The sequence below is a fragment of the Arthrobacter sp. SDR-2R genome, from assembly GCF_057747955.1.
Genome location: NZ_CM173231.1, coordinates 866,959 through 891,405, shown reverse-complemented (window position 1 = coordinate 891,405; position 24,447 = coordinate 866,959). Strand labels below are relative to the sequence as shown.

At 67.0% G+C, this 24,447-nt stretch carries 24 protein-coding genes; 8 read left to right on the top strand and 16 right to left on the bottom strand.

Going from position 1 to position 24,447, the window contains the following annotated elements; all coding sequences use genetic code 11:
• Window positions 1-71: 71 nt before the first annotated feature.
• Both AC3ANU_RS04095 and AC3ANU_RS04090 read left to right on the top strand, forming a co-directional pair.
• Complete coding sequence (locus tag AC3ANU_RS04095) at window positions 72-446, top strand: cupin domain-containing protein (protein WP_018770049.1); 375 nt, start codon at window positions 72-74, stop codon at window positions 444-446.
• A 104-nt stretch (window positions 447-550) separates the two neighbouring features.
• Window positions 551-1,537, top strand: a complete 987-nt coding sequence (locus AC3ANU_RS04090) for an NAD-dependent epimerase/dehydratase family protein (RefSeq protein WP_478222782.1) — start codon at window positions 551-553, stop codon at window positions 1,535-1,537.
• Window positions 1,538-1,557: 20 nt separating this feature from the next.
• Here AC3ANU_RS04090 and AC3ANU_RS04085 read toward each other — a convergent pair whose 3' ends face one another.
• A complete protein-coding gene (locus AC3ANU_RS04085; protein WP_478222781.1) occupies window positions 1,558-2,022 on the bottom strand; it encodes a hypothetical protein in 465 nt (154 codons plus the stop codon).
• The gene (locus AC3ANU_RS04080; RefSeq protein WP_018770046.1) at window positions 2,006-3,949 is read right to left on the bottom strand and encodes a primary-amine oxidase; all 1,944 of its coding nucleotides are present in this window, start codon (window positions 3,947-3,949) and stop codon (window positions 2,006-2,008) included. The genes AC3ANU_RS04085 and AC3ANU_RS04080 overlap by 17 nt, the downstream gene beginning before the upstream one ends.
• 124 nt (window positions 3,950-4,073) lie before the next feature.
• Here AC3ANU_RS04080 and AC3ANU_RS04075 point away from each other — a divergent pair, with 124 nt between their 5' ends.
• Both AC3ANU_RS04075 and AC3ANU_RS04070 read left to right on the top strand, forming a co-directional pair.
• Entirely contained in the window at window positions 4,074-4,679 is a 606-nt protein-coding gene (locus AC3ANU_RS04075; protein WP_056392088.1) for a TetR/AcrR family transcriptional regulator, read from the top strand.
• A gap of 85 nt (window positions 4,680-4,764) precedes the next feature.
• Complete coding sequence (locus tag AC3ANU_RS04070) at window positions 4,765-4,941, top strand: CsbD family protein (RefSeq protein WP_018770044.1); 177 nt, start codon at window positions 4,765-4,767, stop codon at window positions 4,939-4,941.
• A gap of 54 nt (window positions 4,942-4,995) precedes the next feature.
• Here AC3ANU_RS04070 and AC3ANU_RS04065 read toward each other — a convergent pair whose 3' ends face one another.
• Together AC3ANU_RS04065 and AC3ANU_RS04060 are read right to left on the bottom strand one after the other, a co-directional pair.
• Window positions 4,996-5,433, bottom strand: a complete 438-nt coding sequence (locus AC3ANU_RS04065; RefSeq protein WP_018770043.1) for a DUF1003 domain-containing protein — start codon at window positions 5,431-5,433, stop codon at window positions 4,996-4,998.
• A 36-nt stretch (window positions 5,434-5,469) separates the two neighbouring features.
• A complete protein-coding gene (locus AC3ANU_RS04060) occupies window positions 5,470-6,144 on the bottom strand; it encodes a DUF1345 domain-containing protein (RefSeq protein WP_223992878.1) in 675 nt (224 codons plus the stop codon).
• A 185-nt stretch (window positions 6,145-6,329) separates the two neighbouring features.
• Here AC3ANU_RS04060 and AC3ANU_RS04055 point away from each other — a divergent pair, with 185 nt between their 5' ends.
• Window positions 6,330-7,301: an AraC-like ligand-binding domain-containing protein gene (locus tag AC3ANU_RS04055; protein WP_488315499.1), complete on the top strand. Its 972-nt coding sequence runs from the start codon at window positions 6,330-6,332 to the stop codon at window positions 7,299-7,301.
• A 41-nt stretch (window positions 7,302-7,342) separates the two neighbouring features.
• Here the strand turns inward: AC3ANU_RS04055 and gdhA are convergent, their stop codons facing one another.
• Complete coding sequence (gene gdhA, locus AC3ANU_RS04050; RefSeq protein ID WP_018770040.1) at window positions 7,343-8,680, bottom strand: NADP-specific glutamate dehydrogenase; 1,338 nt, start codon at window positions 8,678-8,680, stop codon at window positions 7,343-7,345.
• Between the two features lie 203 nt (window positions 8,681-8,883).
• Between gdhA and AC3ANU_RS04045 the strand changes: the two genes are divergently transcribed.
• Window positions 8,884-9,513 carry an AmiS/UreI family transporter gene (locus AC3ANU_RS04045; RefSeq protein ID WP_488315498.1) on the top strand — a complete coding sequence of 210 codons (630 nt, stop codon included), beginning with the start codon at window positions 8,884-8,886 and terminating at the stop codon, window positions 9,511-9,513.
• Here the strand turns inward: AC3ANU_RS04045 and AC3ANU_RS04040 are convergent.
• From AC3ANU_RS04040 to AC3ANU_RS04030, 3 genes are all read right to left on the bottom strand, one after another.
• Window positions 9,506-10,981, bottom strand: a complete 1,476-nt coding sequence (locus AC3ANU_RS04040) for an APC family permease (RefSeq protein ID WP_018770038.1) — start codon at window positions 10,979-10,981, stop codon at window positions 9,506-9,508. The two genes, AC3ANU_RS04045 and AC3ANU_RS04040, sit on opposite strands and share 8 nt — an antisense overlap.
• Before the next feature lie 103 nt (window positions 10,982-11,084).
• Window positions 11,085-12,419, bottom strand: coding sequence for a flavin monoamine oxidase family protein (locus AC3ANU_RS04035; protein WP_488315497.1), 1,335 nt, complete (start codon window positions 12,417-12,419; stop codon window positions 11,085-11,087).
• A gap of 8 nt (window positions 12,420-12,427) precedes the next feature.
• Entirely contained in the window at window positions 12,428-12,772 is a 345-nt protein-coding gene (locus AC3ANU_RS04030) for a cupin domain-containing protein (RefSeq protein ID WP_056391874.1), read from the bottom strand.
• A gap of 168 nt (window positions 12,773-12,940) precedes the next feature.
• Between AC3ANU_RS04030 and AC3ANU_RS04025 the strand changes: the two genes are divergently transcribed.
• Entirely contained in the window at window positions 12,941-13,522 is a 582-nt protein-coding gene (locus AC3ANU_RS04025) for a TetR/AcrR family transcriptional regulator (RefSeq protein WP_056391876.1), read from the top strand.
• Window positions 13,523-13,609: 87 nt separating this feature from the next.
• On the opposite strand, the gene purU is transcribed toward AC3ANU_RS04025, so the two are convergent.
• Genes purU through glyA form a run of 7 tightly spaced genes read right to left on the bottom strand, consistent with a single transcriptional unit; the run spans window position 13,610 to window position 22,465 of the window.
• Window positions 13,610-14,506 (bottom strand): formyltetrahydrofolate deformylase, encoded by an 897-nt coding sequence (purU, locus tag AC3ANU_RS04020; RefSeq protein WP_056391878.1) that lies wholly within the window; start codon window positions 14,504-14,506, stop codon window positions 13,610-13,612.
• A gap of 3 nt (window positions 14,507-14,509) precedes the next feature.
• Entirely contained in the window at window positions 14,510-15,937 is a 1,428-nt protein-coding gene (locus tag AC3ANU_RS04015) for an L-serine ammonia-lyase (RefSeq protein WP_488315496.1), read from the bottom strand.
• Window positions 15,937-16,575 (bottom strand): sarcosine oxidase subunit gamma, encoded by a 639-nt coding sequence (locus AC3ANU_RS04010; RefSeq protein ID WP_144600129.1) that lies wholly within the window; start codon window positions 16,573-16,575, stop codon window positions 15,937-15,939. Before AC3ANU_RS04010 ends, AC3ANU_RS04015 begins: the two co-directional genes overlap by 1 nt.
• Complete coding sequence (locus tag AC3ANU_RS04005; protein WP_488315495.1) at window positions 16,568-19,510, bottom strand: sarcosine oxidase subunit alpha family protein; 2,943 nt, start codon at window positions 19,508-19,510, stop codon at window positions 16,568-16,570. Before AC3ANU_RS04005 ends, AC3ANU_RS04010 begins: the two co-directional genes overlap by 8 nt.
• Window positions 19,507-19,878 (bottom strand): sarcosine oxidase subunit delta, encoded by a 372-nt coding sequence (locus AC3ANU_RS04000; protein WP_018770030.1) that lies wholly within the window; start codon window positions 19,876-19,878, stop codon window positions 19,507-19,509. Before AC3ANU_RS04000 ends, AC3ANU_RS04005 begins: the two co-directional genes overlap by 4 nt.
• Window positions 19,879-19,907: 29 nt before the next feature.
• Window positions 19,908-21,128 carry a sarcosine oxidase subunit beta family protein gene (locus tag AC3ANU_RS03995; RefSeq protein WP_018770029.1) on the bottom strand — a complete coding sequence of 407 codons (1,221 nt, stop codon included), beginning with the start codon at window positions 21,126-21,128 and terminating at the stop codon, window positions 19,908-19,910.
• On the bottom strand, window positions 21,125-22,465 hold the full coding sequence (glyA, locus tag AC3ANU_RS03990) for a serine hydroxymethyltransferase (RefSeq protein ID WP_018770028.1): 1,341 nt from the start codon (window positions 22,463-22,465) through the stop codon (window positions 21,125-21,127). Before glyA ends, AC3ANU_RS03995 begins: the two co-directional genes overlap by 4 nt.
• 135 nt (window positions 22,466-22,600) lie before the next feature.
• On the opposite strand from glyA, the gene AC3ANU_RS03985 reads away from it, so the two are divergent.
• Window positions 22,601-23,260 carry a GntR family transcriptional regulator gene (locus AC3ANU_RS03985; protein WP_082581758.1) on the top strand — a complete coding sequence of 220 codons (660 nt, stop codon included), beginning with the start codon at window positions 22,601-22,603 and terminating at the stop codon, window positions 23,258-23,260.
• 20 nt (window positions 23,261-23,280) lie between these two features.
• Here AC3ANU_RS03985 and AC3ANU_RS03980 read toward each other — a convergent pair whose 3' ends face one another.
• Window positions 23,281-24,381 carry an ROK family protein gene (locus AC3ANU_RS03980; protein WP_488315494.1) on the bottom strand — a complete coding sequence of 367 codons (1,101 nt, stop codon included), beginning with the start codon at window positions 24,379-24,381 and terminating at the stop codon, window positions 23,281-23,283.
• Window positions 24,382-24,447: the final 66 nt, after the last annotated feature.

Genomic DNA, 24,447 nt, shown 5'->3' with positions numbered 1-24,447 from the left:
TGCCGGTCCCCTTTCCCGGCGCACACAGCCCCGGACGAACTCAATAACCACTCCTTATGAAGGAGCCAGAAATGCCCGCAGTAACGGTCACGGACCTTGCAACCAAATCTTTCGACGAACCCGATGAGAAGCGCCGCCCACCCAAGACCCAGGTGGATGTGGTCAGCATTGGCGGCGCCACCCTTGGCCGGTTCACCTTCGAGCCCGGCTGGCGCTGGTCTGAAACCGTGAAGACGGTGGTCAAGACGGACAGCTGCCAGAACAACCATCTGGGCTTCTGCACCGGCGGCACCTTGACGGTGCAGCTCAACGATGGAACGCAGAAGACCATCCACGCCGGTGACGCCTATTCCATCCCGGCCGGGCACGACGCCTGGGTGGAGGGCGGCGAGACGTTCGTTGGGTATGAAGTCATCAGCGCGGCCGAGTACGCCAAGCCCGCCTGATTCTGCGGAAGCACGGCGAACCGGCAGGAAAGGGAGGTCCCCCAGACCTCCCTTTCCTGCCGCCGGGGCCCTACCGTTGAGGGGAACACGACGATCGGAGAGCAATGAAAGTCACCGTCATCGGCGGCAGCGGCCACATCGGTTCGTTCCTGGTCCCCCGGCTGGTCCGCGCAGGCCACGAAGTCACCAACATCAGCCGCGGCACCAGCGCCCCCTACACGGACACGCCCGAATGGCAACAGGTCCACCAGGTCACCGCGGACCGGCAGGAGGAAGACCGGGACGGAACGTTCGCCGAGCGGGTGTCCGCGCTCAAGCCGGATGCCGTGGTGGACCTGGTCTGCTTCACCCTCGAATCTGCGGCGGCGCTGGTGCACCGGTTGCGCGGCGAGGTGGGGCACCTGCTGCACTGCGGCTCCATCTGGCGCTACGGGCAAAGCCTGAAGCTGCCCATCCGGGAAGGTTCGGATTCCGCCGCAGCACCCTTTGGCGACTACGGCATCCAGAAGAACCGGATCGCGTTGATGCTCAAGGAAGAGACCGCCAGCGGAGGCCTGGCAACCACGTCGCTGCACCCCGGCCACATCGTCGGTCCGGGGTGGCACCCCGTTGGCCCGCTCGGAAACCTGGATCCGTCCGTCTGGCAGACGCTCTCCGCCGGCCAACCCCTCCGGATCCCCGGCAGCGGCGCGGAACTGATGCACCACGTGCATGCCGACGACGTCGCCCAGGCTTTCGAAAAGGCCATCGCGCAGCGGGAGGCGGCCGCCGGCGAGGACTTCAACATCGTGGCCCCGACGGCCCTGACCGTGCGTGGCTACGCGGACATCGCGGCCGCCTGGTTCGGGCACGCCGCCGTGCTGGAGACGGTGACGTGGGACCGCTTCCGCGAAAACACCTCCCGGGACTACGCCGAGTCCAGCTGGGGCCACCTCTACCGCAGCCACTGCTTCAGCATTGAAAAGGCCGCGTCCGTGCTGGGTTATGCGCCCCGGTATGAGCCGGAGCAGGCCGTCTTCGAATCCATCCAATGGCTGGTGGAGCATGAGCGGCTGCACGTCGCCCGGCCCCTGGGCGTCCCCGCGGGCTGACTCCGGCCGGGCGGCACCCGCTAAACGGGCACCCGCCGGAGCCGTGCCACCAGCGCGGCGGCCAGCAAGGCTGTCGCCAATTCCAGTGCGATGACCAGCAGCAGTTCCGCCGCGCCGTCCGCAGGGGCAACGGACGACGGCGGGGCGCCGGCATGGGCGTGCCCCGCACCGCCGGCGGCCAGCAGCAGGACGGCGTGCACGGCGGCCATGGCCACTGCAGCGGCGGTGACCTGGTGCAGGGCGCCCACGCGGTTGTGCCGCCAGATGTGGACCGCGCACGGCATGCAGATGGCGGCGAGTGCCAGCATGAGTACACTCAGCCACACCCCATGACGGCCGGCAGCGGCCAGCCACAGGTGTGCCGCGCAGCAGACGGCGGTGACCACGGCCACCAGCCGCGGATGCAGGACCGGACCCCTGGCACCGGCCCGTCCTGCCGCCGTCGTGCTCCCTGCCGGCGCAAGGAGGTCAGTGGCAGGAGCCACCGCTGCCGCCCTCGGTGTGGCAGGCCGCAGCCTGCATGTTCGGATTGGCCGGGACATCCAGCACCGGGCTGCGGTCGAAGAAGCCCTCGGGACGGAGCTTGAAGCCCACGGTGTCCACGGGCATGATGGGCCAGTCCTCCACGCGGGGGAAGTGGGTGAGGCCAAAGGTGTGCCACACCACGATGTCCTGCCCGTCGATATCGCGGTCCTGCGCCACGTAGGCCGGCAGGCCCGCTCCCCCGGCGTGCTGGTTCACGAAGTCGCCCGTGGGGTAGCGCTCGTCCTCCGCGTAGCGGGTGACCCACAGGTCCTTGGTGGCGAACGCGGCCCGGCGGGCGATGGAGGAACCGGGATCCGCCAGCAGGGTGGGCTGGTTGTGGGAATGCAGCTTGTAGCCCACGGGTTCGCCCAGCCGGTTCCGGGAGTCCGGGTTGGAGATGATCCAGGTCCGGCCGGTGCGCGCGTCGGCCTCCCGGACACCCTGTGATTCACGGGCCAGGACGGTGCGCCTGCGGGAGAAGGCATTGCCCCGCTCATTGCCGGGTCCCATGGCCTGGCGGACCACATCCTCCTCCTCCACGCGGTTGGTGAACCCGTCGATGGCCATGTCCAGCCGGGCACTGAAGAGGTGCTGATGGAAGGGCGCGCCCAGCCCGGGTGCCAGCTGCGAAATGTTATCCGAGCCGCCCTCGGGGAAGGCGGACGTGAAGACAATGCCGGTGGCCTTGGCCTCGAATTCGATGGTGCCGTCCAGGTAGAGGTACCAGTAGAAGCCGTAGTCGTAGTTGCCGATGGTGGTGAAGAAGGAAATGACCAGGCGCCGGTTGCGGCGGGTGTAGGTGACGCCGCTCCAGAGGTCCGAGTGCTTGGAGAGGATGCTCCAGTCCTCCTCGTGCATGCAGATGCCGTTGCGGATTTCCCGGGGGTTGCCAAAGGCATCGGAGATGACGGGGCTCAGGTAGGTGATCTCGCCCAGGCAGTCGCAGCCCAGTTCCAGGGAGTTGGCGTACTGGCCCACCAGGTATTCGCCGGTGTCGAAGTAGTTCTGCCAGGACCGGACCGGTGACGGGTCACCGTACGGGACCACCATCTCGGCGATGGACGCCCGGTTGATGATGGGCCGCTTCCGGCCGCCGTCCTGGAAGGCAAGGTTGTGCAGGACCACGCCTTCGCGGACATCGAACCCCACATCCACGCTCCACTTTTCCCACTCCACGTGGTTGCCGCCCGTCACCGTGAAGCTGGGCCCCTCCGGCTGGGTAATGCTGATGGGTTTCTGGGTGGTCCGCAGCGGCCCGGTCAGTTCCGGGTCCGTGTAGTTGCCGTGCTCGGCCGGGATGGGCATCACGCCGAGGTCGATCACCTGGGTGACCTCCTTGCTGACCACGTCCACATAGGCCACCAGGCCGTCCACGGGGTGCGCCCAGGCGCTGTCCTCCGGGAACTCCTGGACGAATGCCAGCCCGCGCAGGATGCGCCGGCCCTTCTCCCCGGCATATTCGAAGACACCGGCGGACAGCGGAGCCACGCGGACTTTCTCCACGGCGAGACCGCGGTCCGCCAGCGCCTTGAGCCACCGTTCATCGGTGGCCAGCAGGGACTCCACCACTTCGAATTCCTCCTCCAGGACCGGCAGTTCGCCGGTCACCGCGGTGTCGAGTTCGACGGCGGAGGCCACCTTTTGGTGCGTGGCGGAGACAATGACGTCGCGTGGGGCCGCGCCGGAGACGTCGTGGATGAACACACGGAAGCGGCGGTCCGCGGTTTCCGGAGCCGCGCCGCGGGCGGGATCGAGCAGGCCAAGGTAGGCGATCCTGTGCTGCGGGCCCAGGTGGCCTTCCGCCTGCAGGATGGCCCGAACCTGCAGGATTTCGGCGGCGGTTGCCAGGCCAAAGGCGGAGACAGTTTCGGTTGGGGCAAGCGTCATGGGGGTGAACCTTTGTCCGGGCCGTTTCCGGCCACTGGGTTTATTTTCTATAGTTGTAGAGAATAAACGTCCGTAACATGGCTCACAAGAGGCTGGACCAATATTTTTTCGGGGAGTGGCCGCAGTGCCCAAGATTGTTGACCATGACGAGCGGCGCCTGGAACTGGTGGATGCCACCTGGCGGATCATTGCCCGGCAGGGTCTCGAAGGCGCCACCATGCGGGAGATTGCCATGGAGGCAGGATTCGCCAACGGCGCACTGAAACCCTACTTCCCCACCAAGGACACACTGCTGGAGTTCGCATTCAGCCATGTGTTCAACCGCACCAACCAGCGGATTGCAGAGGTCACGCAGGGCAAGTCCGGCCTCGCCGCACTCCGGGCCTTTTGCCTTGAAGTGCTCCCCCTGGATGAGGAGCGCGTCAACGAGGCACGGATTGTTATCCCGTTCTGGCAGAGGGCGGTCAACGATGCCGAAAAAGCCGGGATCCACCAGCGCTCCATGGACGAATGGCTGGCTGCCATCCGGCGCTACCTGGCGGAGGCGAGGGACAGCGGGGACGTGACCGCCGCCGTCGACGACCACGTCCTGGCCGGCCAACTTTTGAACATGCTCCTCGGCGCGCAGATTGAGGCTGCCCTTGCGCCGGAGGGCAGGACGGACTTTGGACACGCCGCCCAGCTTGAGGGCTACCTTGCGCTGCTCGGCAAAAATCCCGCGGGCAAATGAGCGCCATACTCGAAAGTATGCTTACTATTGAGGGGTCAGGTTCTGGTTCACACCGGAGCGAGCACGAACTGTAAGGAGCATCTCCATGGGTTTGGATGACAAGATTGGCAACGCAGCAGAGAAGCTCGGCGGCAAGGGCAAGGAAGCTGCCGGAAACGCCACAGGCGATGAAAGCCTGAAGGCCGAAGGCCAGACAGACCAGGCAAAGTCGGACCTCAAGCAGGCCGGCGAGCACGTCAAGGATGCGTTCAAGAAGGATTAATCGACGCTCGCGTAATGGGTGCAGCTCCAGCAGGAGCTGCACCCATTGTCGTTTTCAGGGGAATTCGGCTCCGGCGCCTTCGGCGGGCGGCCCGTTCCTCATGTCCCGCAGTTCCTGCAGCAGCTTCAACTGTTCGGCATTGATGTTCATGAGCATTTCTATCTGCGCCGCCGCCCTCACGTCCGTCTCATAGTCATGCTGCGCCATCGCCGAGGCAATGGCATCCTGGCGCTTGGCCGCGATCAGCAGGATGGCCCCCTGCAGGCCGGCCAGCATGGACAGGAAAAGGTTCAGGAGGATGTAGGGATAGGGGTCCCACGCACTGGTTGCCAGGACGTAGGAGTTCAGGGCAGCCCACAGCATCATGAAAGCCAAAAAGATGCCCACGAAGGGCCAGCTGCCCATCCCGTTCCGGAGGGTGTCCGCGGCCCTTTCGCCAGGGGTGAGCCCTTCCTTGTGCCGCCGGTGCCAGTTGACTCTGATGTCCGCCATGGACCCAGACTATGTCCCGCCAGCCCGGCGGCGCGGCTAGTGGATAAGACCCGACACGAGGTTGATGGTGGTGGCCAGCACGATCGCACCAAGGAGGTAGGACAGCAGTGCCTGCCGCAGGACGGTGGAACGGATGGCGTTGGTTTTGAGGTCGGTATCGGACACCTGGAACGTCATCCCCACAGTGAAGGCCAGGTAGGCGAAGTCCGCGTACCGGGGAGGGGTCTCCTCGTTGAAATCAACGCCGGTCCCGTCCCGGTAGTAAATGGCCGCATACCTCAGGGTGAACAGGGTGTGGACCAGGAACCAGGACAAGGCAATGCTGCCCAGGGCCATGGCCACGGTTGCGTCCTTGGTGTAGCCCTGGGCATTGGAGGCATCCGCCAGGATCAGCCCCACGCCCGCAAAGCTGGCCACCGTGGCCGTGAGCACCAGCGCATCCGAAAAGACCCGGCCCGGGTCCTCACGCAACGCATGGGCCGCGGTGGCGGCGGGCCCCAGGCGCCCAATGACGATCCACACCCACAGCAGGTACGTCACGGACGCAGCAGCCCAGCCAAGAGCGGGTGCGTATGCCCAATTGCCCCAAAAGCCCACCAGCAGGGCGGCAGCCAGGCCCACGCCCAGCATCACCAGCATCCTGAGCCGCGAGTGGTGCGCAGGGGAATTAAAGTTCCGCTTGATGCCCCCGGGGGCAGCTGCTCCGTCCATGGCTCGATCCTGCCACGGGAGGCTGCAGCCCACCTGTGAAGCGCGCGCCGGATTTACCCAGCGCGGAGCCGCAGTTTTATTTTCGCCAACTGTTGAAAAAAGACGGAGCCGGGGTTAATCTGGACTCACTGTGTCCCACGACACAGCCGGGGGAACGTCACGCTGCATACGTAACGAGGAACACCATGCCAGCAACAGCTCCAACCCGGGCAACGTCCGGATATGCACCGCAGGACCTTGTTTCCAGGGTGGCCGGCTCGTTCGACCACTGGAAGCACCTGGTGGCCGAATCCTTCGTGCCCCTCACAGCGCGGACCGACGACGTGGACGGCTTCCGGGGACAGATGCGTTCGCGGGTGCTGGACCGGATGTCCATCGTTGAAGTCACCGCCAGCTCCCACGAGGTCCACCGCACGCCGGCGTTGATCGCCCAGGCCCACGAGCGCTACTTCAAGCTGAACCTGCAGCTGGAGGGAACGGGCCTGCTGATCCAGGACAACCGGGAAGCGGTGCTTCACCCCGGGGACCTTGCCATCTACGACACCAACCGGCCCTATACCCTCGCCTTCGAGGAAAATACCCTGATCATGGTGCTCATGTTTCCCTGCGACGCGCTGTCCCTGCCCACGGATTACGTCGGCCAGCTTGCGGCGGTACGGATGGGCAGCAGCGGCCTCAGCGGCATTGTGGGCCAGTTCATCCGGCAGCTGTCGTCGAACCTGGATGTCCTGAACGGGCCCAGCGGATCCAGGCTGGCCACGAATGCCCTGGACCTGGTGTCCACCATGCTGCATGCGGAAATGGACATCTCCCCGGACAGGATGAAGCCGCAGGCACTCCTGGCCGTGTCGATCCGGGAGTACATCGAGGCCAACCTCTCCGAGCCGCTGCTGTCACCGGCGGGAATCGCCGCGGCGCACTTCATCTCCACCCGGCACCTGCACAACGTCTTCCACGAGTCCGGCAGCACAGTTGCCGGCTTCATCCGGAGCCAGCGCCTGGACGGTGCCCGGCGGGACCTTCGGGACCCGCTGCACGCCGGAAAGTCCGTGGGCGCCGTGGCCGCCGCCTGGGGATTCCTGGACGCCGCCCACTTCAGCCGCACGTTCCGGGACGCGTTCGGGGTCTCCCCCACCCAGTGGCGCCGCGGCGGCTAAATCAAGCCCTGCTGGAAAAAGCCCTCCCGGATCAAGCCCTGCTAGATCAAGCCCTGCGCCAACATGGCGTCGGCCACCTTGATGAAGCCGCCGATGTTCGCGCCGAGCACGTAGTTGCCCGGTTCGCCGTATTCCTCGGCGGTTGCCGCGCACCGGTCGTGGATGCCCACCATGATGTCCGTCAGCCGCGCCTCGGTATGCTCGAAGGACCACGCGTCCCGGCTGGCGTTCTGCTGCATTTCCAGGGCCGACGTGGCTACCCCTCCCGCATTCGCCGCTTTGCCGGGACCGAAGAGCACCCCGGCGTCCTGGAACACCGCCACGGCGTCGCGCGTGGACGGCATGTTGGCACCTTCCCCGACGGCCATCAGGCCGCCGCGCACCAGCCGGGCGGCAGCACCGCCGTCGAGCTCATTCTGGGTGGCGCACGGCAGCGCCACCGAAGCGTCCACGTCCCAGACCGAGCCGCCGTCCACGTAGGCAACGCCCGCCCGCCGCTCGGCGTAGTCCTTGAGCCGCGCCCGCTGCACTTCCTTCACCTCGCGGAGCAGTCCGACGTCGATGCCCGCCTCATCCACCACATAACCGGAGGAATCGGAGCAGGCCACCACGGTGGCGCCGAGCGACTGCGCCTTGGCGATGGCGTTGATGGCCACGTTGCCGGATCCGGAGACAACCACGCGCTGGCCATCAAAGGACGTCCCGCGGGTCCGGAGCATCTGCTCTGTGAAGATCACAGTGCCAAATCCGGTGGCCTCCGGCCGCACCAGTGATCCGCCCCAGGAGATGCCCTTGCCGGTGAGAACGCCGGACTCATACCGGTTGGTGATCCGCTTGTACTGGCCGAAGAGGTAGCCAATTTCGCGGCCGCCCACACCGATGTCGCCGGCGGGGACGTCGGTGTATTCGCCGATATGGCGGTAGAGCTCGGTCATGAAGGACTGGCAGAACCTCATGACTTCGGCGTCGCTGCGGCCGCGGGGATCGAAGTCGGAACCGCCCTTGCCGCCGCCGATGGGCATTCCCGTCAGGGCGTTCTTGAAAATCTGCTCAAAGCCGAGGAACTTGACGATCCCGAGGTATACGGAAGGGTGGAAGCGCAGGCCTCCCTTGTACGGGCCCAGGGCGGAGTTGAACTCCACCCGGAAGCCGCGGTTGATCCGCACGCGGCCGGAGTCGTCCGTCCAGGGGACCCGGAAGATGATCTGGCGCTCGGGCTCGCAGAGGCGCTCCAGGATCGCGGCTTCCAGGAATTCGGGGTGGCGGTCGTGCACCGGGCCCAGGCTTTCAAAGACCTCCACCACCGCCTGGTGGAATTCTGTTTCCCCCGGGTTCCGTGCCAGGACGGTGTCCCTAATGGCTTCCAGCCGTGCGTCCATGAACTTTTTCCTTACCGTTGCGCCGGGGCAGGAGCGGCCGCCAGGCAGGCAACATCGCCCCGATAGGTTTACGTTTCAACCTATCGGATTGCGACCGGGCGCCGTTAGCCGGGCGCCCCCTCGTGCGCTAATCTCCACATTGTGACAGAAACCTTCCGCTATATGAGATTCAATCAGCCGCGTGGCCGGGACAGGATGCCCTGATGCCGTACGTCTGCCTCCTCCTTTCGGGCGCCGCCCTGCTGGTCAACGGCCTCGCCACCCTTGGGCACCTCCCCCGCCGCGACGCCGCCGTCCTCAGCCTCGTCGTCGGGGGCACCCAACTGGCGCTCGGCGTCGTCCAGCTTTCCTCGTCCGGGGACGCTCCGCCGATGCTCCTGACGGCCGCCGGCATGTTCCTGTTCGCGGTGACCTACCTGTACTCGGGACTGGACCTGCTGCTGGCACTCGGGGGCCGTGGCCTGGGCTGGTTCTGCGGGATGGTGGCATTCTGCGGGCTGGTGCTGGCGGCCGCCTGGCTGACCGTTGACCCGCTGCTCGCGGTTCTTTGGCTGTGCTGGTCCGCGCTCTGGGCACTGCTGTTCGCCGGCATGGCCCTCGACGCAGTGCGGCTCGAACCCTTCACGGGCTGGGCCCTGGTGCTCACCAGCCAGGCGTCGGCCACGGTTCCGGCGCTTCTTGGCCTGGCCGGTCTCTGGCCGCGATCGGCCGCCGTTGCGTGGCTGGCCGCGTTGCTCCTGGCGGGCCTGTTCGTGGCGGCACGCACACTGGCCCGGCGCGGACAGAATGTTCCGCGCCGGGCCGGTGCCGGGAAGTCCCTGCCGGCTAAGTGAGCGCGTGGCCCAGGGTGGCAATGTGGTGGCGGCGCTGGATGGCCGATTCCACCAGGACGCCGGCCAGGAAGACCACCGGGACCGCCACCAGCAGGGCCGTCGCAGTCTCGGCGCTGCCGCCGATGAGGGCGGTGAAGTTGCTGACCACCAGGGACAAAACCCAGGCCAGCAGGACCGCCGCCAGGACGGGAGCGACGCGGGTCTGCCACAGTTGGGCGCCGGCGCTTTCCCGGCGGAAGAACGCGACGACGGCCGCGGAGCACAGCATGTACAGCACCAGCAGTGCCGCCACGGCCAGGCCGCTGAACCAGGAAAACAGCGTCAGGACAGGATCCAGGGCCAGGATGGCGAAGGGCACCACCAGCACGACGGCGGTGGCGGACTGGACCCAGGCTGCCACGGCAGGTGCCCGGTGCCGGTTGGTCCGGGCGAGGACGGCGGGCATGGAACCACGCAGCGCCAGGGAGTGGAGGTAGCGGTTGATGCCGTTATGGAAGGCGATGATGCCGGCGAGCAGCGAGGTGACCAGCAGGATGCCGGCCACGATGCCCGCCCAGGGGCCGAACAGTTCCACGAGCGGGCCCAGGACGAAGGACGTGGCATCCCCTGATTCGAGCGCGGCGCCCGCGGCGTCCATCACCTGCGAGGGGCCGTAATAGCTGACCAGCATCCAGGAAATAAAGGCGAAGAACACCGAGATCACGCCGACGGACAGGTAGGTTGCCCGGGCCACGGTGCGGTGCGGATCCTTGGCCTCGGCGGAGTAGATGGCCGTGGACTCGAAGCCGAACATGGAGGCCACCGCGAACATGATGGCAACACCGGGAGCTCCTGCGCCGATGGCTTCCGGGGAGAAGGACGCGGCCACGCTGATGCCTTCCGGGCCGCCGCCATGGAACAGCACGGTGAAGCCGAACATCAGGAGGATGGCCACCTCCAGCCCCACCAGCACGGCCAGCACGCGGGCGCCGAGTTCGATGTTGAGGGAGCCCAGTACCTGGACGCCGGCCATGGTGGCCAGGGCCAGCAACCACCAGGGAATGTCCAGCCCGGCAGAGGCGAGGAGCCCGGAGAAGGCCGCACCGTAGAGCCCGTACATGGCAGCCTGGACAGTGCTGTAGGCCAGCAGTGCCAGCCAGGCCGCGCCGGCTCCGGTCCGCCTGCCGAATGCCGCCGTCACGTAGGCGTAGAAGGCTCCGTTGGCCTGGATCTTCCGGCTCATCGCCACAAAACCCACGGCGAAGATCACGATGACGATGCCCACGATCAGGTAGGCACCCGGGGCGCCGGCGCCGTTGCCCAGCGCTGCGGCGAGCGGCGCTGCGCCGACGATCCCCGTCAGTGGTGCCTGGGCGGACAGGACGAAGAACAGGATGCCCAGCACGCCGATGCTGCCGGCGCGGAGGGCCGTGGAATGCTCCTTTGCCGGAGCGTCAGTGGTCCGGGCCTCGGAATTCGAAATACTCATTGGATCCTTCTTAACGGTCATGAGTTCGGGAAAATTGCTGTGGGATCCAGCTTGGCAGCGGCGCCCGCTGCTGCTTTGTCCACCAGCGATGAGTTGTTGTCCGTCAGCGCAGTGCCGGCCGTCCGCTGACAATCGATGCTGCTTCAAGCGCGGCCTCCATGCCGCTCTCGATGGCACCATCAATGAAGCCGCCCCAGCCGTTGGCGATGTCAGAGCCGGCAAAGAGGACGTTTCCGTGCCCCGCCTGCAGGGCGGCCAGGTGGTTGGCCAGGAAGCCTGTCCTGTGCATCGGCCATGTCTCCCCTGCCAGCGGATCCGCCACCCAGTCGTGGGTGGCCACCTCCAGCACCTCAACGCCGGGCACCAGCCGGGCCAGCTGAGCCTGCACTGCGGCCCTGTCAGCGGCGTCGATCTTCGACGCGTCCGGGCCGAAGCCGACGACGATCGTGTCGCCGTCGAGCGTGTATTCAGCCTGGAAGAAGTTCAACGGCCAGTCGGCGTTCCCCAGTGCGACAAAGGGTGCACGTTCGCCCCGGAGCCGGATCCATACCTTGACGCCTTTGGAGATCTGCCCGCGCCGGGCGCCGTCTGTTTTGGCCGGTGGCAGCGGCGGCTCGAACACGATTCCCGGGAGGACATGCATAGGCACCGTCACAATGGCCGTCTTTGCGGTCACCGTCCGGCCGCCGGTGCTGCGGACGGTCACGGAATGTCCGTCGTCGACGATCCCCGCTGCCGTGAAGCCGAAGTCCATGCCCGCCTGCGTGTCCTGGAGGATGGCGTTGGCCAGGGCCGCGGTTCCACCCTGGATCTTGTAGGTGGCGCAGGCTTCGAAGTTGACGGCCCAGTCACCGTTGGTCAGGGCCACCCAACGCAGCGCCTGGGTCAGGGCGGCGTCCTCCAGCGGACCATTGAAGTTCAATGCCCAGAACGATTCCAGGATGTCCCGCGCAGTCCCCGCGGGGAACTGCTCCCGGATCCGGTCCTGGACCGCGATGTGGTCGATCTCCTCGAAGTCATCGCTGGCCAACGGACTGAAGGGCTCGGGGAAGTAGCGGCACGAGTCCTGGACGAACTGCGCATTGCAGGTGCCGATCAGTTCCAGAAGGTCGGCGGGGGCACCTGCCCGGCGGGCGCCGTCGGCCCACCACAAGGCCTGCTGCGGCTCCGGGCTCGGAACCGTGCCGATGCCGTAGCGCTTCAGTTCGGCCCAAACGTAAGGCTGGGTCCAGTGCACCCATGTTCCGCCGATCTCAAGGTCCCGGCCCAGCCGGTGGTCCAGCCAGGTCCTGCCTCCTATGCGGGCCCGGGCTTCCACGATGTGCACGGACAACCCCTGCCGGCTCAGTTCCCGGGCAGCGGTCAGGCCGGCGAACCCGGCCCCCACGATAATGACGTCCAGGCCGTCGTTTTCCACGGCGCTGCGTTCCTGATCCATGGGGCGGCCTAGGAGTAGACGAAGAATTCGACGGTGGGCGCCAGCACGGCCCAGCGTGTGCGTGCCCCTTTGTTGAAGGATGCGGCACCGCCGGCGGTGAGCTCATACACATCCCCGCCCTCCACTTCGATGCGGAGGTGGCCCTCGATGATGTGGATGGTCTCGTCCGCCTCCATAACGAGATCGAAAGGCTCGGGCGCCTCTGTGGGGTCGACGTGCCAGTAGCCGCAGGCGAGGGCAGGCCGGCCGCCCTCGCCAAAGCGGCGGATCCACTGGACGCGGCCAAGTTCAAAGGGCTCATTCCTGGCGGGGTCAAAGGAGGACGAGGTGGTGAATGCAGTCGTTGTGGTCATAAGTGCTCCAAGGGAAGGGCCGGCTTGTTGCCGGGGCGGTCACCGGAAAACGGGACGGAAGAGGTTCGCCTGTGATGGGCATCACCCGATGGAAGCAATCTAAGCAATTGCTTAGTTTTAAGTCAATAGGGGATTTGAACCGGCCTGGTGCTGGCTAGACTCGTCGTCATGACTGCTTCAACTGCCCCCGCGGCGACACCTGGGTACGGCAAAGGGCGTGAAGCCCTGCTGCGGGCCGCGGTGGACGTGGTGGCGCAAAAGGGCCTGCGCGGGCTTACCTACCGGGCAGTGGCGGAGGCCGCGGGCGTGAACAATTCCCTGGTGGCACACCACTTCGGGTCCCGGGATGCGCTGATTGCCGCCGCGCTGCGATGGGCCTCGGAGCAATCCATCGCCGCGTCCAGGTTGCGGGAGGCAGCGGAGCAGGAGGGAAGCTTCACCGAAGCACTGCTGGAGCTGCTGCTGGAGGATCCCGGACTGCAGGTATTCCAGTACGAGATGATCCTGGAAGCACGCAGGCGCCCCGAATTGGCCGGCCCGGTGGCGGAACTGTACGAAAACTACGTCAACGCACTTGCCGAGGGGCTGCAGGCTTTTGGCGTCCAGGGCGACGTCCGCATCGTTGCCCGCACGCTCTTCGCGGCCCTGGACGGACTGGTGCTGCAGTACCTGGCCGGGGTTGGGCGGGACCAGATTGCCGCGGCCCTTGAGGAGGTACACCGGGTTGTGCTTTCGCGGCGGGAGGCGTGAGCGGCCGCCACCGCCCGGGCACGCCAAAGCGCGGCCGGCCGCCCTTGGGGGCAGCCGGCCGCGCCGGTGATGTTTAGTTGTACCGGCCTACCGCAGCACCACGGTCCGGTTGCCCTGCAGCAGGACCCTGCCCTCGCAGTGCCATTTCACCGCGTTGGAGAGGGCCTTGCATTCCGTGTCGCGGCCGGCGGCCACCAGGTCCTCGGGCCCGTAGGTGTGGTCCACCTCCACCACCTGCTGGGCGATGATGGGTCCCTCGTCCAGTTCGGCGTTGACGTAGTGGGCGGTGGCGCCCACGGTCTTGACGCCACGTGCATAGGCCTGGTGGTACGGCTTGGCGCCCTTGAAGCTTGGCAGGAACGAGTGGTGGATGTTGATGGCGCGGCCGTCCAGCTTCCGGGTCAGGTCGTCACTGAGCACCTGCATGTAGCGGGCCAGCACCACCAGTTCCACCTCCAGCCCATCAACCAGTTCCATGAGCCTGGCCTCGGCGTCGGGCTTGGTGTCAGCCGTGACCGGGATGTGGTGGAACGGGATGCCGTGCCACTCCACCAGGGCCTGGTGGTCACGGTGGTTGGACACCACCGCCACCACGTCAACGGGAAGTTCGCCGATGCGGGCCCGGAACAGCAGGTCGTTGAGGCAGTGCCCAAACTTGGACACCATGATCAGCACCCTGCGCTTTGAACCGTGGCGTTCCAGCTGCCACCGCATGCCGAACTTGTCCGCCACGGGAGCAAACGATTTCCGCAGGGTATCCAGCGTGGACTCGTCCCCCTCGGACACGAAGTGGACGCGCATGAAGAAGTGGCCCTCGGAGCGCTCACCGAACTGCTTGTTGTCGATGATGTCGCACCCGTGTTCCAGCAGGAAGCCGGAGACGGCGTGCACAATGCCGGGGCCCTCGGCGCAGTCGAGGGTCAGGACGTGTTCCACGGTGGTGGGCGCCTTCGGGGCGGGCATCTGGGTTTCAGTAACAGTCATGGCTCAGCACTCGATCACATTCACGGCGAGTCCTCCTCTGGAGGTTTCCTTGTACTTGGTTTTCATGTCGGCTCCGGTGTCGCGCATGGTCTTGATGGCCTTGTCCAGCGAGACCTTGTGGCTGCCGTCCCCGTGCAGGGCCAGGCGGGCTGCGTTGATCGCCTTCACGCTGGCGATCGCGTTCCGCTCGATGCAGGGGATCTGCACCAGGCCGCCCACCGGATCGCAGGTGAGGCCCAGGTTGTGCTCGATCCCCACCTCCGCGGCGTTCTCAACCTGGGCGGGCGTTCCGGCGAGCACTTCGCAGAGCCCGGCCGCCGCCATCGAGCAGGCGGAGCCCACCTCCCCCTGGCAGCCCACTTCGGCACCGGAGATGGAAGCGTTCGTCTTGAACAGGATTCCGACGGCGGCAGCCGCCAGCAGGAAGCGGACCACGCCGTCGTCGTCTGCTCCCGGAACAAATTTCACGTAGTAGTGCAGCACGGCAGGCACGATCCCGGCAGCGCCATTGGTTGGCGCGGTGACGATCCGCCCGCCGGCGGCATTCTCCTCATTGACGGCGAGCGCGAACAGGTTGACCCATTCCATCGCCAGCAGCGGGTCCGCCGGCGCCTGGACGGGCGACGGCGTTGCTGCCGCCGCCTTTGCGGACGCCTCCGCCGATGCTGCGGAGGCAGTCAGCGTGCGGAACAGCGCAGGTGCGCGCCGGGGTACCTTGAGGCCGCCCGGCAGGATGCCCTCGGCGTTGCAGCCGTTCTCCACGCATTCGCGCATCACGGCCCACAGGCCCAGCAGCTTCTCCCGCAGTTCGGCTTCGCTGTGCCAGGTGAGCTCGTTGGCCAGCATGACGTCGGAGATGGACATGCCTTCGCGGCTGCAGATCTGCAGGAGCTCGTCCGCCGTGGAGAACGGGTAGGGCAGGACGGTGTCGTCCGCCACCACCTTGTCCGCGCCTTCCGCGTCGCCGTCCACCACGAACCCGCCGCCGATCGAGTAGAAGCTCCGCTCGCTCAGCACGGCTCCGGTGTGGTCGAAAGCCCGGAAGGTCATGCCGTTGGGGTGCGCGGGAAGGGACTTGCGGCGGTGGAGCACCACGTCCTCTTCCCAGTTGAAGTCCACGCGGTGCGAGCCGGCGACGTGCAGTTCAGCGTTGAGGGCCGCGGCCGCCACCTGGTCGTCCGCGGTGAACGTATCCACCGTTTCGGGTTCCAGGCCCTGCAGTCCCAGGACCACCGCCTTGTCGGAGCCGTGGCCGCGCCCCGTGGCGCCCAGGGAACCGAACAGTTCCGACTGGACGCGCACGGTGGATGCCAGCTGGCCGTCGCCCTTCAGGCCATCGGCGAAGAGCTTGGCCGCCCGCATCGGGCCCACCGTGTGTGATGACGAGGGCCCGATGCCAACAGAGAACAGGTCCAGGACGCTGAGCGCCATCAGGGGACCTCTGGCGAGGCGTACTCCCGCATGGCGTCCAGCAGCCACCGGCCCAGGAACTCGGCGAACGATGCCCGCGGGAAGATCCGGAAGGAGTCCTCACCGGTCTTCCACAGGATGGCGGGGATGTTGGCGATCTCCGTGGAGTAGGCGGTGCCGGCCTTGAACACCCGGGGGTGCAGGTCCAGCGAGCAGCCCTTTTCCAGGACCGCCCGGGCACGGGGGCCGGACAGTTCGAACGTGGTCCGGTTGGCGGACAGGTCCACCACCTGGCCCGCGCCGTCGCCCAGCGCGTCCCGGAGGGCGGGGATCAGGCCGCCGCCCAGGGACTCGTGTGCCTCGGTGGGTGCCACCACCAGGAATTCACCGGGTCCCAGCCAGAGGACCGAGGTGTCGCCGGAGCTGTCCACGGCGCCGACGCCGGCCGGCAGTCCGCCGGTGACGGCGGCCAGGCGCTGCGCGGTGTCCGATCCTGCCTGGGCCCGGAGACCCACCATGGTGAGGAAGGGCAGCTCCTTAAGTTCGACGGTGCCGGCCAGGGAGCCTGCCGCGAAGGCCTCCGCGAGCTGCCTGGCGGGGCTGACGCGGGCTGCGAGATTCTTGTCTGCGGCGGTGGGGGATGCTGCTGTTTCAGCCATCTTTACGGGTCCCTTCTGGGTCAAAAAGCACTGTTTCTGCAACAACCACGTCAACCAGCTGGTCGCCGGCGGCGGCCACCAGGGTCTCACCGATGCGGTTGCGGCCGTTCTTGATCAGGGCCAGGCCGAAGGACCTGCCCAGCGCTGCGCTGTGGTAGCTGGAAGTCACGAAGCCTTCCATCGGCACCGGGCCGTAGGCCGGGTTGGTTGAGCGGCCCTTTTCCACCAGCTGGGTGCCTTCGGGCAGCCGGAGCGTTCCGTCGACGGGCAGGACGCTCACCAGGTGCTTGCGGTCCTCGCGCTGGGCATCGGCCCGGGAGTAGGAGCGCTTGCCGATGAAGTCCTTGGCCTTGGAGACAATCCATTCCATCCCGGCATCCTGCGGCGTGACGGTGCCGTCCGTGTCCTGGCCGACGATCGGGTAACCCTTTTCGGCGCGCAGCACGTGCATGGTTTCCGTGCCGTAGGGGGTGATGTTGAATTCAGCACCTGCGGCGGCCACGGCTTCCCAGGTGTTCAGTCCGTACCAGGCCGGCACGTTGATTTCGTAGGCCAGTTCACCGGAGAACGAAATCCGGCAGATCCGGGCCCGCACGCCGGAGGCAAGGATGGTTTCGCGGAAGGTCATGAACGGGAACGCCTCGGCCTCCAGGCCACCGTTGGCAGCCAGTTCCGGAGCCACCTTCGCGATGACTTCGCGGGACTTGGGTCCCACGACGGCGATGGTGCTCCACTGTTCCGTCACCGAGGTGCAGTGCACGTCCAGTTCGGGCCACTCGGTCTGCAGCCACTCCTCCAGCCAGTCCAGGACCTTCGCGGCGCCGCCGGTGGTGGTGGTCATGAAGTAGGTGTCGTCGTCCACGCGGAGGGTCACGCCGTCGTCGAAGATCATCCCGTCCGGCGTGCACATGACGCCGTAACGCGCCGAACCCGGGGCGAGCTTCTTGAACGCGTTGGTGTAAACCCGGTTCAGGAACTCCCCCGCGTCCTTGCCGCGGATCTCGATCTTGCCCAGGGTGGTGGCGTCCATGAAGCCCACGGATTCGCGGACGGCGGCGCACTCGCGGAGCACGGCAGCGTCCATGTCCTCCCCGCCCTGGGGGTAGTACCAGGGCCGCTTCCACTGTCCAACGTCCTCGAACAGTGCGCCCTTGGCGACGTGCCAGGGGTGGATGGAGGTGATGCGGGCGGGGTCGAACAGTTCACCGCGCTGGCGTCCGGCCAGTGCCGCGAAGGCCACCGGGGTGAACGGTGCACGGTAGGTGGTGGTGCCGATGTCGCCGATGCCGCGCGAGGCCTCGCCGGCCGTGCGGAGGGCCGCCGCGATCACGCCGATGGCGTTGACGCCGGAGGTCTTGCCCTGGTCGTTGGCGGTGCTGATGGAGGTGTACCGCTTGATGTGCTCCACGGAACGCATGCCGGCCCCGGTGGAGCGCAGCACATCAGCCACGGACTGGTCGCGCTGGAAGTCCACGAAGTGGTGGTGCCAGTCGTCGGGGGTGCCGTTCTCCCCCGGCACCAGCCAGAGCTGGCGGGTGGGGGCGGCGGCCTTGGGCTCAGCGAAAACGGAAGGCTCGACGGCGGATTCGAAGCCCGCGGCGATGGCGGCCCGCGCGCCGGCGGAGACGCCCTCGGCAAGGCAGTCGGCGGTGGCGAAGGAGCCGCGGCCGGAGCCGATGGTCTGCTGGTTGGGCACTTCGGTGCTGGGCACGAAGGCTGCCAGCTCGTCGTCCCAGCGCAGCTTGCCCTGCCGCTGCGAGTGCAGGTGGACCAGCGGGCTCCAGCCGCCGGACACCGCCAGCAGGTCGCAGGCGATCTGCTCGATGCCGGAGGTGAGCGCGCCGTCGTCGTTGATGCTGCGGACGGTGACGCCGTCCAGCCGGCCGGATGCGTCGGCAGAGGTGTTGGCCACCGCGCTGCCGATCAGCACCCGGATCCCGGATTCGACGGCGGCAGTTGCCACGGCGGTCAGCGCAGGGCGGGCGTCCACCACCGCGGCAACCTTGACGCCGGCGGCGGCGAGATCGGCTGCGGCGGCGTAGGCACTGTCGTTGGTGGTGCTGATGACCACGCGCTTCCCGGCGGCCACGCCGTACCGGTTGAGGTAGGTGCGGACGGCCGATGCCAGCATGATGCCGGGGCGGTCGTTGTTCTCGAACACCAGGGGACGTTCGTGGGCGCCGGGCGCCAGGACCACCTGGTTGGCACGGATGTGCCAAATCCGCTGGCGTGACACACCGGGAGCCGCGGGGCTGCCCAGGTGGTCGGTGCGGTTCTGGACGGCGATGACGTAGTTGGCGTCGTAGGCGCCGAACGCGGTGGTGCGGTTCAGCACGGTGGATTCCGCGCCGGACACCAGCTCGGCTTCGACGTCGGCCACCCATTCCAGGGCGGGCTTGCCCTCGATGGTCTCTGCCACGCCCGGGGCCGTGGAGCCGGAGAGCAGGGAGCCGCCGAGCTCGGGCTGGTCGTCCAGGAGCATCACGCGGGCACCGCTGCGGACTGCCTCGCGGGCCGCGGCCAGGCCGGCAGGGCCGCCGCCGATGACCAGGATGTCGGTGTGGACGTACTTCTTGTCGTACTCGGCGCGGTCATCTTCCGGATCCAGCTTGCCCAGGCCGTTCAGCAGGGTGGCCTGCAGCCCGTCCACCAGCGAGACGGTGGTGGCAGGGAGCATGGACTCGGCGACGTGGCCGGGGAACCGGGCCTCCACGCGGACCAGGGCGTTGGCTTCCTCGACGCCGGCGGACATGATGCCGCGGGGGCGGTCCTCGTAGAGCGAGTTGCCTGCGGCGATGTGGCCGTTGGCCAGCAGTGCCGAGGCCAGGTTGTCGCCGGGGTGCCCGGTGAACTCCTCGCCGTCAACGGTGAAGCGCCAGGAAATGGTGCGGTCGATGCGGCCGCCGGTTGCCAGGCGGGCGTTCTGGGAAGTCACTTGGTCGCTCCTTCCGGGGCGGTGCTGGGGCTGAGGGGGGTGGTGCTCGCCGGGCCGGTGCTTGCGGTGCCGGTATCGGCTGCAGGCGGGACGGGCGCGGCCGGCCGCGGCACGCCCATCGGGTACACGGCCTGGATGTCGTAGCTCACGGTGTCGCGGAGCATGTTGAACCACTGGCGGCAGCCGGTGCTGTGGACCCAGCGTTCGGCGAAGATGCCCTTGGGGTTCTCGCGGTAGAAGAGGTAGCGGGACCATTCGGTGTCGCTCAGCTCGTACGGGTTCTCCGGGTACGGAACGTGGGCCTGGCCACCGTAGTGGAATTCGGTTTCGTCCCGCGGGCCGCAGTTGGGGCATGGGATCAGCAGCATGTGCGTTAGTCCTTTTCTGGTGGCGGCGGCTAGTGGGCCACGGCGGCGGCGCCGTGTTCGTCGATGAGGGCGCCGGTTTCGAAGCGCTCCAGCGAGAACGGCTTGTTCAGTGCGTGCGGGGCGCCGGTGGCGATGGTGTGCGCGAAGGTGAGGCCGGCGGCGGGCGTGCCCTTGAACCCGCCGGTACCCCAGCCGCAGTTCACGAACATGTTCTCCACCGGGGTCAGGCCCACGATCGGGGAAGCGTCCAGGGTGGTGTCCACGATCCCGCCCCAGGTCCGGAGCACGTGGGCCCGGGCGAAGATGGGGAAGAGCTCGACGGCGGCCGCCATCTGCTGCTCGATGACGTGGAAGGAGCCGCGCTGGCCGTAGCCGTTGTAGGAGTCGACGCCGGCGCCCATGACCAGTTCGCCCTTGTGGGCCTGGGAGACGTAGACGTGGACGTGGTTGGACATGACCACCGTGGGGTGGACGGGCTCGTGCAGTTCGGACACCAGCGCCTGCAGCGGGTGGGACTGGATGGGCAGCTGGAAGCCGGCCATTTCGGCCAGGACCGAGCTGTGGCCTGCGGCGCAGAGGCCCACCTTTTCGGTGTTGATGGTGCCGCGGTTGGTCTTGACGCCCACCACGCGGTCCCCCTCCTTCAGGAAGCCGGTCACCTCGCAGTTCTGGATGATGTCAACGCCCATTTCGTCGCATTTGCGGGCGAAGGCCCAGGCCACGTGGTCGTGCTTGGCGATGCCGGCGCGCGGCTGGTAGGTGGCGCCCATGACGGGGTAGCGGATGTTGTCGCGGATGTTCAGGATGGGGCAGAGTTCCTTGACCTGCTGCGGGTCCAGCCATTCGGCGTCCACGCCGTTGAGCTTGTTGGCGCCCACGCGGCGGATGCTTTCGCGGACGTCGCCCAGGGTGTGGGCCAGGTTCATCACGCCGCGCTGGCTGAACAGGAAGTCGTACTCGAGTTCCTCGGGCAGGATCTCCCAGAGCTTGAGGGCGTGCTCGTAGATGGCCGCACTCTCATCCCAGAGGTAGTTGGAGCGGATGATGGTGGTGTTGCGGGCCATGTTGCCGCCGGCCAGCCAGCCTTTTTCCAGGACGGCAATGTTGGTCATCCCGTGGTTCTTGGCCAGGAAGTAGGCGGTGGCCAGGCCGTGCCCGCCGCCGCCCACGATCACGGCGTCATAGGAGGACTTGGGTTCCGGGTTCCGCCAGAGGAAGTCCGGGTGCTCCGGAAGGTGCTGGGTGCTCACTGGGCGGCTCCAATCAGGTCTGCTTCAGCGTCGGCCAGGCCGGCGTCGGCGGTGAGGTGCGGGTAAAGGGGGAACTTTTCGGCCAGGGCCGTCACGCGTTCGCGGAGTTCGACGGCGGTGTCCCCGGGCAGGGTGCCCGTGCCGGCCGATGCAATCAGCGCGGAGGCGATGATGTCGGCCACTTCGGTGAACTCGGCGGCGCCGAATCCGCGGGCGGCCAGGGCGGGGGTGCCGATCCGGAGGCCGGAGGAAACCATCGGCGGGCGGGGATCGAACGGGACGGCGTTGCGGTTGACGGTGATGCCGATCTTGTGGAGGGCGTCTTCACCCTGCTGGCCGTCCAGTTCGGAGTGGCGCAGGTCCACCAGGACCAGGTGGACGTCGGTGCCGCCGTTCACCACGGAGATGCCTGCGGCCTGGACGTCCGGCTGGAGGAGTCGCTCTGCCAGCAGCTTTGCTCCCTGCAGGACGCGCTCCTGGCGTTCCTTGAATTCAGGAGCAGCGGCAAGCTTGAAGGCCACCGCCTTGGCGGCAACCACGTGCTCCAGCGGTCCGCCCTGCTGGCCGGGGAACACGGCGCTGTTGATCTTCTTGGCGTATTCCTCCTTGGCGAGGATGACGCCGCCGCGGGGTCCGCCAAGGGTCTTGTGGGTGGTGGTGGTGACCACGTCGGCGTACGGGACGGGGTTGGGATGCAGGCCTGCAGCCACCAGGCCGGCGAAGTGGGCCATGTCCACCATGAGGTAGGCGCCCACGAGGTCGGCGATACGGCGGAATTCGGCGAAGTCCAGTTGGCGGGAGTAGGCGGACCAGCCGGCCACGATCAGTTTGGGCTTGTGTTCCAGGGCCAGCGCTTCCACCTCGGCCATGTCCACGCGGAGGTCTGATTCGCGGACGTGGTAGGGGACCACGTTGTAGAGCTTGCCGGAGAAGTTAATCTTCATCCCGTGGGTCAGGTGGCCGCCGTGGGCCAGGGAGAGGCCAAGGATGGTGTCACCCGGGTTCAGCAGGGCGAACATTGCGGCGGCGTTGGCCTGCGCGCCGGAGTGCGGCTGGACGTTGGCGAATTCGGCGCCGAAGAGGGCTTTGACGCGGTCGATGGCGAGCTGTTCAATGACGTCCACGTGCTCGCAGCCGCCGTAGTAGCGCTTGCCCGGGTAGCCTTCGGCGTACTTGTTGGTCAGGACCGAGCCCTGGGCTTCCATCACGGCTGACGGAGCGAAGTTCTCCGACGCGATCATTTCAAGGGTGGACTGCTGGCGGTGCAGTTCCCGTGCCACAGCGGCGGCGACGTCGGCGTCAACCGTGGCGAGCGAGGCGTTCAGTACATCCTGCATGGTTCTCCTTCTGGGGCCCTTCGAAGTTACTGATCCATAACTGATCTGTAACTGATATATTAGAACTGACGTAATAGTATGTTGTAGATCACGCGGCAGTCAATAGCTACCTTGGGAGAGCTCGGAATGAGCGTAATGACAGAGAACCAGCTGGCCGGAGAAGGCGACCTCTCGCTCGCCGAGCAGGCCTACCGGCACCTTCGGGACCGGCTCATCATGCTCGACATCCGGCCGGGTGAGGCCATCAACGACGGCAAGCTCGCCGCCGAGCTCGGGATCGGCCGCACGCCGGTCCGGGAAGCGCTCAAGCGCCTGGAAGGTGACCACCTCGTCGTGTCGTACCCCCGCCGTGGAACGTTCGCCACCGTCGTCGACATCACCGAACTCGCGGACGTCTCCGAACTCCGGGAGTCATTGGAACCCCTGGCAGCCCGCCGGGCCGCCAAGCTGGCAACCCCTGCCCTGCGCAAGGAAATACGGGAAACCGCGGCGGCAATTGCCAGGATGGGGGCGGATGACGATCCCTATGACCTCATGCGGTATGACATCAAGGTCCACCGCCTCATCTACCGGGCCGCCGCCAACACCCACCTCGAGGACGTGCTGATCCGTTACGACAACCTGGCCACCCGCATTTGGTGCATGGTGCTGGAAAAGGTGCCGTCAGTGGCGGAGCACATCGCCGAACACGTGGAACTGCTGGAGGCAGTGGCCGACGGCGACTCGGACCGGGCGGGCAAGCTGGCCCTTGAGCACGTGACCAGTTTCGAGCAGGCCATCCGCAGCGTGCTTTAGGCTGTCCGCCCGCCCGCCTTTCAGGAACGGGGCGCCCGCGGAATGAACGCTGAGGGTTCACGCCTGATCCGCATCAGCGCCGACTCAATGGCACCCCGGACTACGGATTCCGCCCCGAGAGTGCTCGCAACCAGATCCGGCAGCGGCAGGCCGGAATCCGTGGGCAGCAGGCTGCGGGCGCGCTCCAGGACCGGTTCGATGGCGCGTGAGATCGCGCCGGCGATGACCACCCGCTCAATGTCAAGAAGGCTGGAGAGCACCACAGCGATTCGCGCCAGCCGCACCCCGAGCCTGGCGATGATGTCCTGTGCCAGCGGGTCTCCCGCGCGGGCCGCCTGGAAGACATCTTCGGCGTTGATGTCCTCCTCGGGTATTTGCCGCAGCACCGTCTCGCCATCGTAGGAATGGATGCGGGCACGCGCCCACTTCCGCGCAAGTGCTCCGAACCCGTCCGAGCTCCCCTCATCCGGCACGAACTTGCTGTCCAGCTCATCCAGGAACCGCATCTCCCCCGCGCCCCCCTGGCGACCCCGCAGCAGGCGCCCATCGACAATCAGGCCGGCACCAAACCGCTCACCCGACAGCAAGGTGGCCACGTTGGCTGACGGCTCCTGTGCCTGCTCCGCGATGGCGGCGAGATTGGCGTCATTTTCGACGATGACAGTGCCCCAAAGGTGCCCTGCGAAGCCGGAATTCATCAACTTCCAGAATTCTCCTCCGGCGGGAGACGCGCCGTTCGCGTCAATGGGCGCCGGGACGCCGACGGCCGTGAGCAGGACATCCTCCGGGGTGCATGAAACATCCTCAAGGGTCAGGCGGATCAGCTCCCGTGCATTCGCCACGCGGCCGGCGCGTCCCAGCGCGTGCGAATCAATGCTTTGGCGGCGCTTGCCCAGCTCGCGGCCGCGCAGGTCGGCAACGATGGTTGTGAAGTAGCCCTCCCCGGCATCCAGGCCCACAACCACACCCGCAGCTTCGCGCAGCTGGTACTGCCGCGCCGGCCTGCCCTTGAGTCTGCCGGCCTCGGTACGGGCGTCAGTCAATTCCTCCAGCCAGCCCGCATCAACCAGGCCGTCACAAACCCCGAGCACCGTGGCGCGGGTAAGCCCGGTGGCAGCCATGGCTTCTCCGGCAGTAAACACCTGTTCCTGGAGGGCAAAGCGCAACAGCGCCTCCGAGTTGATCTG